This window comes from Mesotoga sp. UBA5847 (assembly GCF_002432735.1).
Lineage (GTDB): Bacteria > Thermotogota > Thermotogae > Petrotogales > Kosmotogaceae > Mesotoga.
In genome coordinates this window covers 70298-79930 of the sequence record NZ_DJGL01000080.1, presented here as the reverse complement: position 1 = coordinate 79930, position 9633 = coordinate 70298, and the positions used below count along the sequence as shown (strand labels likewise).

Annotated in this window: 8 protein-coding genes; 2 read left to right on the top strand and 6 right to left on the bottom strand. The window is 44.9% G+C overall.

Translation table 11 applies throughout. The annotated features are described in order from the left end of the window. Window positions 1–377 precede the first annotated feature (377 nt). The gene (locus tag B3K91_RS10190; protein WP_292588843.1) at window positions 378–1556 is read left to right on the top strand and encodes a hypothetical protein; all 1179 of its coding nucleotides are present in this window, start codon (window positions 378–380) and stop codon (window positions 1554–1556) included. Here the strand turns inward: B3K91_RS10190 and B3K91_RS10185 are convergent. The 6 genes from B3K91_RS10185 to B3K91_RS10160 form a co-directional block, all read right to left on the bottom strand. Next, complete coding sequence (locus B3K91_RS10185) at window positions 1553–2257, bottom strand: IspD/TarI family cytidylyltransferase (RefSeq protein ID WP_292588841.1); 705 nt, start codon at window positions 2255–2257, stop codon at window positions 1553–1555. The genes B3K91_RS10190 and B3K91_RS10185 overlap by 4 nt on opposite strands. Continuing rightward, complete coding sequence (locus tag B3K91_RS10180) at window positions 2254–3495, bottom strand: DUF1015 domain-containing protein (protein ID WP_214060430.1); 1242 nt, start codon at window positions 3493–3495, stop codon at window positions 2254–2256. Before B3K91_RS10180 ends, B3K91_RS10185 begins: the two co-directional genes overlap by 4 nt. Window positions 3496–3498: 3 nt before the next feature. Then, complete coding sequence (gene ybeY, locus B3K91_RS10175; protein WP_292588838.1) at window positions 3499–3927, bottom strand: rRNA maturation RNase YbeY; 429 nt, start codon at window positions 3925–3927, stop codon at window positions 3499–3501. Beyond that, on the bottom strand, window positions 3869–5356 hold the full coding sequence (locus B3K91_RS10170) for an HDIG domain-containing metalloprotein (RefSeq protein WP_292594959.1): 1488 nt from the start codon (window positions 5354–5356) through the stop codon (window positions 3869–3871). The genes ybeY and B3K91_RS10170 overlap by 59 nt, the downstream gene beginning before the upstream one ends. Further along, window positions 5328–6305 carry a PhoH family protein gene (locus B3K91_RS10165; protein WP_099829146.1) on the bottom strand — a complete coding sequence of 326 codons (978 nt, stop codon included), beginning with the start codon at window positions 6303–6305 and terminating at the stop codon, window positions 5328–5330. The genes B3K91_RS10170 and B3K91_RS10165 overlap by 29 nt, the downstream gene beginning before the upstream one ends. Before the next feature lie 69 nt (window positions 6306–6374). After that, window positions 6375–7697 carry a sigma 54-interacting transcriptional regulator gene (locus B3K91_RS10160; RefSeq protein WP_414674586.1) on the bottom strand — a complete coding sequence of 441 codons (1323 nt, stop codon included), beginning with the start codon at window positions 7695–7697 and terminating at the stop codon, window positions 6375–6377. 192 nt (window positions 7698–7889) lie between these two features. Here B3K91_RS10160 and B3K91_RS10155 point away from each other — a divergent pair, with 192 nt between their 5' ends. After that, the gene (locus B3K91_RS10155; protein ID WP_292591794.1) at window positions 7890–9620 is read left to right on the top strand and encodes a phospho-sugar mutase; all 1731 of its coding nucleotides are present in this window, start codon (window positions 7890–7892) and stop codon (window positions 9618–9620) included. Window positions 9621–9633: the final 13 nt, after the last annotated feature.

The following is a 9633-nucleotide window of genomic DNA, read 5'->3' as shown; positions in this document are numbered from 1 at the left end:
CGTCTAATTTCAGCAGTGACTGTCTCTCTCTCTGCTCTCGTGAGCGCAGCGAACCTCTCGACAACGCTCTTTCTCGATGGTCTTTGTTTTCCCGGCGCAAGCCGAACTGGCCTGCGCAGCAGACTGCCCTTTGCGAAGAAAAGAGTGGCCACCGAAGGTGACTGGCGTTTATTTCCCTCCTGCGCAGCAGCATCACTTCCCCGGATGTACTTCCCAGCCTCACTTCCCGACGAAGTCGGCCTCGCCTCCTTCCGAAGGCAGCCTTGTGTCTTCCAACTGCTGTTTCACATGGATTACGTCCATAAATCAATCTTGGTATAATCAAGAATCGCGATACTGTCTGGAATTCTTGCAGCTTCTGCAGGGGAGGTGAGTCTTTGAGATCGAAAGTGGGTAACGCAACCGTCTATGCTATTCTTGGAATTCTTTTGGGAACTCTTGCTCTTCTAGACTATCTCTTCCCGTTGAATCACATGCCTGTACCTGACGGACCTCATAAGGTTGGATTTCGTTCTTTCGAAGTAAGAAATCCCGAACCGATTGGAGTTGCTGGTCTAAGCTACTCGGATTCTACGAAGATAGGTCTGGATATCTGGTATCCAGGAGATGAGGTTTCCGGTTATGAAAGAAAGGGTTGGATAAACAATGATCCGATTATCTTTGAGGGGTTCGAGATAATGACCGGTTACCCGAAGGGCCTGTTCGAGCATCTATACCGAGTACGAACTAATTCATTCATAGGCGCGCCGCCATCCATGAACTCGTCTGGCTGGCCCGTTATCATATTGCTTCTCGGTTGGTCATCAATAAGTGAATTACATACCTCCCTGGCCGAGTCCCTGGCTAGCAGCGGATATCTTGTCGCAGGAATAGAGCACCCGGGCGCCTGTGCAGTAGTGACATTTTCGGACAATAACGTCTACTATTTTTTGGGAAACGACCTTCTTGACGGCTTGCCTGAAGGCACAAGAGAGAATAAGCTCAGGTTTCTGTCAGAGTATCTTTCTCGTGATATAGACTATGTAATTGAGTTTCTAAAAGAGATGAATGAAGATCCTTATTCAGATTTCTATGAAAGATTGAATATGGAGGACATCGGTCTCTACGGCCACTCCGGAGGCGGGAGCGTTGCCTTACGGTATGCGCTTTCAAACGAAGAAGTTCCGATGGTCCTGGCCGATCCTACCCTTGAAGGTTTCACCATTCAGGAATTGGTTTCAGGGCTTTCAAATCCAGTATTATTGATGACTTCAAGTGAATGGGAATCCGGTGTCAATGGCGAGTTTCTTTCAGTGGTTTCGAAAGATTCTGCCAAATCGAACTACAACTTAAGCATAAGCGGCATGAGACATGTCGACTTTGCAATGGTCAGAAATCTCTCTCCACTAACTTACTTCTTCGGCGAGACAGGAAGGTTCATGAACAAGAGAGATGCGGTAAATTACCTGGACAGCGCGGTGAAGTTCTTCTTTGATAGTATCTTTTTCGGAAGAAGCATAGAGGAGCTTTTCAAGCTCTCGGATTCCGTGCCCGAATTCTCTTTGAGTGAGTATTAGTCTCTTCTATTGAAGTCATATTCACTATTTATCAGTAGCTCGGCCATCTTGAAGTCGAGAGGAGTAGTTATCTTTGGGTTTGGAGCGATCGAGTCGACAGTAACCACTCTGCCGCCAAATCCTAAGAAAAGTTGCGCATCATCAGTTGAGCAATGAATCCCTTCTGCGGCTGCTTTTCTGTGTGCCTGCAGGATTTCGCAGAACGGGAAGGTCTGTGGGGTCTCTGCCCGTCTGAGATTACTTCTATTAGGAACGTCAACCACCACTTCATCTTCCACCAGATAGACTGTATCTGTTGCTTTCTCAGTTACTACGACTCCCGTTCCAGGTGTAATAAGTCTAAGGATCTCCGGAATCTGCTCTTTCGAAAAGAAAGGTCTTGCTGCATCGTGGATCATGACTATCTCTGGTTTGATTCTTTCGCAGAACAAAAGCCCGTTGTGAACGGACTCTTGCCTTGTCTCTCCTCCAGATACCATACTTACCGAGTCGATTCCTCTTTTCTCGAGAATCTTCCTCGCCTGACCTATCCAGTCTTTGTGAACGACCAGCACAATGAAATCAACATAAGCAGATCCGTGAAATACTTCCACGGATCTGACGAATATCTCTTTTCCTGAAAGAGGCATAAACTGTTTTGGAAGAGAGGAATGCATTCTCAGTCCTAGACCGCCTGCTATTATTAGAGCCCCTGTTTTCATCTAAGTAAATGAACCACAAGTCCACTGCGCAGTTTTGGTTCGAACCAGGTTGATTTCGGAGGCATTATCCTTCCCTGATCGGCGACAGCCAAAAGCTCCTCCATCGAAGTGGGGAACATTGAGAACGCGACCGCCCAGCCATTGGCTATTCTGTTCTCAAGAGCCTTCAGTCCTCTTATTCCTCCTACGAAGTCGATTCTGGAATCCTTTCTTGGATTGTCAATTCCAAGAATGGGATGGAGAAGATTCTTCTGAAGAATGTCTACATCGAGGCTTGAAACAGGATCGCTTTCATCAAAAGTGCCCTCTCGGGCCGTCAATCTGTACCACTTGCCTGTCAGACACATTCCAAATTCGTGTCTCTTAAGAGGCCTGTATGGAATATTGGGAGCTTCTTCAACATCGAAAGCCTTGCTTACCTTTTCGATGAAATGCGATTCGGTCATGCCGTTCAAATCCTGAACGACTCTATTGTAGTCCATTATCTTTAGATGAGAATGCGGAAACGCAACGGCCATGAAGAAGTTGTATTCTTCGTTCCCTGTATGTGCTGGATTTTCCTTCTTGAAAAGCTCTCTTACCCTGGAAGACGAAGCTGCTCTGTGATGACCATCGGCAATATACATGCACTCGACACTTGAAAATGCAGCTCTCAGTTCATCGACCTTCTCTCTTTCCTTTACTGCATAAAGTCTATGTTCAACATCATTTTCATCGATAACACGCATTGATAATGGCAGTTCCTTGGAGTATCTCTGAAGAATCTTCTCAAGCCCTTCATTTGCTCGGAACGTCAGGAAAACCATGCCCGTATTTGCACCGGTGGTTCTTATGTGTTTAACTCTGTCCTCTTCCTTGTCCTGCCTCGTTAGCTCATGTTTCTTTATGAGGTCTTTCTGATATTCATTTACACTGGCTCCTCCAACCACTCCGATCTGAACGTGGTCTTTCATCTTCTGCCAATAGATGTAGTACATCGGCTCATCTTCCTGCACGAGAATTCCATCCCGGATCATTCTATCAAGGTTATCCCTTGCCTTCAAATAGATCGTGTCGGCGTAATGATCGGTTTCCATTGGAAGGTCGATTTCTGCCCTAATCACATGCATGAAACTCTCGGGACTCCTCCCGATCTCTCTCGCTTCTTCAAATGAAACAACATCGTATGGTGGGCAGTTCACCTTTTGCGCCATTCCTTCTGCAGGTCTTACTGCTCTAAATGGTCTAAAATCAGACAAAGCCTATCCCTCCTTAACAAAGCGCGTGAAATAATCTTTTTGGAGATCAAACATCTCTTCTCCTCCATTATCGTATCCTTCATGAGTGTACCCTAGAACATGTAGGACGCCGTGAATGAGAATGTAGTATAGTTCTTCCTCAAAAGAATTGTCGAACTCAGCAGCTTGCTCAGAGATTCTGTCAAGCGAGATTACTATATCACCAATAGTTTCCTCTTCCAAGCCGTACTGGAAAGAAAGAACATCGGTTGATTCATCTTTGTTTCTGAATTCCCTGTTTATGCTTTTGATTTCTGAATCGCCCGTGAGCAGAATGTTCAGTACCCCCGGATTTTTATCACCAAGCTCTGCTCTTATTACTTTCTCCGCGATGTCAACTACTATGTTCTCTTCTACCTTCCTCTGTGTCTTGTTTTGTATCAGAATCTCCATTGAAGGACACCACCTTTTCGGTAGCCTCTTTAGGGTATTCAATTCTTGGCTGATTCATACTCATTAGAACTCTAGTGAAAGCTTCAATGATCTTCTCAAGATCATCGAGATCTAATCCGCTTTGATCAAGCTGCCTTTCATTGTAGATACCGTTGACGACCTCTTCAACAAGCTCTTGAGTCTTTGCGGGAGTAGGTTTCTTTATACTCTTGAACGCTGCTTCAACGGAATCAGCCAGCATAATTATCCCAGACTCCTTGAACTGCGGCTTCGGACCAGGATATCTGAAGTCATCGCTTCTCTCCTCCTGACCCATAGTCTTGGCTTTGTGAAAGAAGAATTTCTTTATTCTTGTTCCATGATGTTCTTTTATTACGTCCTCTACAAGAAGCGGAAGCCTATACTTTCTAGCCTGTTCGATTCCTTGCTTCACGTGTTCATTTATAACGAGATTTGACATTGATGGCGTGATATTGTCGTGAGGATTTGCCCCCTCTTGCAGGTTCTCAGTGAAGTATTGCGGACGTTTAGACTTTCCGATGTCATGAAAATAGGCTGCTACTCTCGCCAGTATGGCGTTTGCTCCTATCCTCTCCGCGGCAGCTTCAGAGAGATTTGCAACGGAGATGCTGTGATAGTAGGTCCCTGGCGCGTATATCGACAGATTCTTCAGCAAAGGATGGGATAGATTTCCGAGTTCCAGCAAACCCGTATCCGAGTAAATCCTGCTTGCGTACTCGAGATAGGGTATTATTCCAATTACAATCACAGACGACAGTATGGGATTAGCAAAAGCTATTAACAGATCGACCGCACGAATTGCCTCTCCTTGAAGTGACATTCTGACCCCATTTACCACCGTAAATATCAAGCTAACTTCGAAACCGGCTCTAGCGATCTCAATTCTTCTCTCTATAGCTCTTGTGGTAAGAGCTGTTGCAAGAACCACCACCGACAACAGTATGAATGTTTCCAGAGAGTTGTCGAGATTCGCAGATGCAAGGAAGGACATGAACAGACCGCTGCCAATCCCCTCCTGGTAACCAATCAGAACTGTCACAATTGAAACACTCAGAAAAATCGGTGTCATTTCCGGTAGAAGTGCTTCGTCTGCAAGAGAGGGTACAAAAGAATTCACAAAAACACCAAAAGAAACAACAGAAAAGAAGGTTATTCGATAAGCTCTATGAAGGTTGAAATACCTGTTACTTTTGACGGATCTCTCCGCGAATATGTACCATAAGATCGCCGAACCCACGAAGTAGAGAAATGGTTTTGAAGGAAGCGAAAGGAACGGCAATCTATTGAGCAGTGCTAGGAATATGGGAAAGGCCACGAAATTTGTGAGATCTTTGACATTCAGAAGTCTCTCAAGAGGAAACTGAACCTTTGATATTTCACTATTCTTCGTCTTTTTCTTCTCGTTCATACTCATCGTATGCCTTTATAATGTCCTTAACAAGAGGGTTTCTCACAACATCCTGATCCGTCAAATATGAGAAGCCGATAGTTTGGATATCTCCAAGCACTTTCTGAATGACCACTAAACCCGACCCTGAATCTCTAGGAAGGTCAATCTGAGTAATATCCCCAGTCACAACTACTCTCGAACCAAATCCAATTCTAGTAAGGAACATCTTCATCTGCTGGTAGGTTGTGTTTTGAGCCTCGTCAAGGATGATGAATGAGTTGTTCAAAGTCCTTCCTCTCATATAAGCAAGAGGGACGACTTCGATTATCGAACTCTCTCTGTAGTAGGCGAGTTTCTCAGCGGGTATCATTTCCATGAGTGCGTCATAGAGAGGTCTCAGATAAGGATCTACCTTATCGAGAAGAGTGCCCGGAAGATATCCCAATTTCTCTCCAGCTTCTACGGCTGGTCGAGTGAGGATTATCCTTTGTACCTTACCTGACTTCAGAAAGTCTACTGCCATAGCTACAGCAAGATAGGTTTTCCCGGTCCCAGCAGGGCCAATGGAAAAGACGAGTTCTTTCTCCTTCATCGTCTCCATATAGTTCTTCTGCCCGATGGTTTTCGGTCTTATCCTGTTTGAAAGCAGCGTTGTTTCCTTTACTTCGTTGTAGACGCCCTTGAAGCTTCCCCCATCCTCGTCATACTGCAGGTGTTGATCTACTATATATTCAAACTCCCTCCACTCAACAAGGTGGCCATCTCTGCTTATCTGAACAAGTTCATCCACTATCTTTCCTGCAATATCTATTCCTGTTCCATCTTCACCTTTTATCCAAATCTCATCACCGATGATCGAAATCCTTACATCCAGCTTCTTCTGAATATACTTAGCTTTTCGATCATACTCCCCGAAAAGCTCGGCGACTTCAACCCCTGTTGGTAGACTGAGCTTTCGTATCGCCAAAAAAACACCTCCTACTCCAGAGATTATACATTAATATTTTCGGATAAGGAGAGTCCGATGATCGTGGCTTCACTCTTCTCCATCACTTCGTGTCGGATTTTTGGCGGAGCTGTTGAGCTCAGCAAGGAGATCTCTGATCCTTCTTGTAGTCAAACCAAATTCCTTTGAGAGTTCGTTAATATCGTTTCCGAGGACTTCTGAACGTTGTTGGAGTAGTTCCTGAGAGGCGCTTTTATAGACTTCCTGGAGAAAGTCTTTGTAGGTTGTTCCGTTTACTATTCTAGCCACCATCGCCTCTTCGGCGAGAAGTTTGACATTTTTCGACATCGAAGAGTTTACGGAAGCTTGAACAACATCGTTGACCGCGAGATACTCTTCAACCATGTTGATCAACTCCCTGACGTTGCCTGGGTAGCCGTAGGTAAGAAACCTCTCCTTAAGCTCTTTAGGGATATTATCGAATTTTACAAGGTATCCCTTCTTCTCTAGAACGTCGTCAAAAATCAGCGGGATGTCCGTCTTTCTCTCTCTTAGCGGTGGGAGATCTATCTTCACTGCGGACAGTCTGTATCTTAGGTCATTTCTTAATGCAGAATCATCATATCTGTTCGTTGCCGTTATGAACCTAACATCTACCTTCATCGGTTTTGTCGCACCAATCTTAAAGAACTCCCTGTTTTCGGTTATCGCCAAGATCTTTGCCTGCAGATTCAGTGGCATATCTCCGATCTCATCTAGAAATAACGTCCCGTAGTTCGCCTGTTCGATAAGACCAACTTTTTCGGAAGTTGCTCCGGTGAAGGCCCCCTTCTTGTACCCAAAGAGCTCGCTTTCCAGTAAGTTCTCCGGTATCGCCGCGCAGTTTATCGAATAGAAGGGCCTGGAACCTCTTGGAGAGAGCTTGGCTATTACTTCTGCAAGTAGATTCTTGCCAGATCCCGTCTCTCCGAGAATCATTATTGAGCCGTCATAAAACATAGTGAGGACCATCATCTTCTTCATCTGAAGAACTCTATTGCTTTTTCCGATTATCTTATCCAGGCTGCCGTCGATACTGGATACTATCTCCTGAACTATCTGCCTCGCACTCTTGTAGCTGCTGACAACGCGGTAGTAACCTTTGAACTCCTGCAGCTCTTCAGAATAACCCCTAATGATGAATGCCCTGATTGGATTGTTATTAATAAGGATAATATTCGTGAAAGCGAAGATCCAGTCGTTGAGAACATCTTTGCTGTATTTGCTCGCGTCTATGAAAAGAATCGTCGGCATATCCTTTCCAAGACCGACCAGATAGTCGAAGTCGACATCAAACAGGCTTTCGAAATACATCTCGCACTGCATGGATTCAAGATTCTCTCCAACCATGATCTTTCTGTAGAGCAAAATCACACCCCCAAATTGTTAAGTGCCGCCTTAGTGATTATACAACGCATGCTTTTCCATGATGGCATCAAAACACTCTTACTAATCGACTCATAGAGGGAGATTTCTTTCAGCTGTTGAACTTGTATGCCGAAGATGAGCTTTGCCAACCCTTTAGTTGTACTATATAATTGGTTAGAAGAGAAAAGGAGGCTTGATATGGATTACAAGAGCCGCTATCAGAGGTGGCTTAATAGCCCCGAAATCGATGGACCTACCCGAAATGAATTGCTCTCTATATCGAACAGTGACGACGAGATAAAGGACCGCTTCTATAAAGAACTCGAGTTTGGTACAGCAGGTTTAAGGGGCAAGTTGGGCGCTGGCGACAACAGGATGAACAAGTACAACGTTGCCAGAGCAACGCAGGGATTGGCGAATCTGATTCTGACCGGAAGTCTTGAGCAAAGGGATAGAGGTGTTGTAATCGCCTACGATTCCAGACATATGTCAAGAGATTTCGCCGAAATTGCAGCGTCGGTACTCACAGCAAATGGAATAAAAGTCTACCTCTTCAATGATATAAGGCCAACACCGCTGCTTTCCTTCTCCGTTCTTACACTCTCAACAGTAGCGGGAATAATGATTACCGCCAGCCACAATCCAAAAGAGTACAATGGGTACAAGCTATACTGGGAAGATGGGGCTCAAGTACTGCCCGAAGTGGCCGACAAAGTCTACACCCAGATGCGAAAAACAGAGCTGTTTGTTGGCCCGAAGACGATCCCTCTTGAAGAAGCAAGAAGGAATGGACTGCTGGTTGATGTGGGTAAGGAGCTCGATGATCTCTACATCTCTAAGGTCTTGTCACTTACCCTTCGAGATTCAGAGGAGGAGCTGGACAAATCAATAAGAATCGTCTTCACTCCTTTGAATGGTACCGGCAACGTCATGATACGTCGTGTATTGAGAGAACGGGGCTTCAAGAATGTTTTTGTGGTTCCTGAACAGGAGAATCCAGATCCAGACTTCTCTACAGTTGGTTATCCAAATCCTGAAGATGTTAGGGCCTTTGCACTTGCTAGAAAGCTCGGGCTTGAAAAGAAGGCCGATTTGCTTCTTGCAACTGATCCAGATGCTGATCGTCTCGCAGTAATGATCAAAAAGAATGAGGACTATGAACCACTTAACGGGAATCAGACGGGGGCACTCCTCGTTTCCTATCTTCTTCTATCTATGAAAGAGAAGGGAGTTCTACCTGAAGATGGCTTCATCGTTAAGTCTATAGTAACGGGAGACATGGCGAAAACGATTGCGGAAGAGTACGGGGTAAGAACTTTCGAAGCGTTAACTGGATTCAAGAATATCTGCGGAAAAGCCATTGAAATTGAAGAAGGTGGAAAGGGGAGATTCATATTCGGATACGAAGAAAGCATAGGTTATGTCACGGGAAACTTTGTAAGAGATAAGGATGCCGTTTCTTCATCCATGCTTCTTTGTGAGATGGCAGCTTATTTCCTAAAGAGAGGAAAGTCATTGTTGAACGTACTCGATGAGCTATATGTCAAATACGGTGTCTTCTCGGAGAAGCAGATATCAATAATTCTTGAAGGCGTATCGGGACAAAAGAGGGTCGACAGAATTATGAAGGAGTATAGGATGGAGTACCCCGTTGAGATAGGCACTTCGAGAGTGGTGAATTACATAGACTTTCTGAGCGGCGTTAATACTGATCTTCATACCGGAAAAGCGAGCGCAACGAAGATTCCAATCTCTGATGTCATTAAGTTCATCTTCGATGATGGTTCATGGTACGCGATAAGACCGTCGGGAACAGAGCCCAAACTGAAGGTTTACATCTATGCTAGAGCGAAAGATAAAGACTCGGCGTTAACTAAACTAGTGAGAATAGAGCAATTGGTACTTGAGAAGATAGAGTCCATACATTGATCTGATTCTTCTA

Bases quoted from the DNA above. Each gene is read 5' to 3' on its own strand.
- B3K91_RS10185 (WP_292588841.1), bottom strand. From the start codon at position 2,257: ATGAAAACAGGGGCTCTAATAATAGCAGGCGGTCTAGGACTGAGAATG.
- ybeY (WP_292588838.1), bottom strand. From the start codon at position 3,927: ATGGAGATTCTGATACAAAACAAGACACAGAGGAAGGTAGAAGAGAAC.
- B3K91_RS10170 (WP_292594959.1), bottom strand. From the start codon at position 5,356: ATGAACGAGAAGAAAAAGACGAAGAATAGTGAAATATCAAAGGTTCAG.
- B3K91_RS10155 (WP_292591794.1), top strand. From the start codon at position 7,890: ATGGATTACAAGAGCCGCTATCAGAGGTGGCTTAATAGCCCCGAAATC.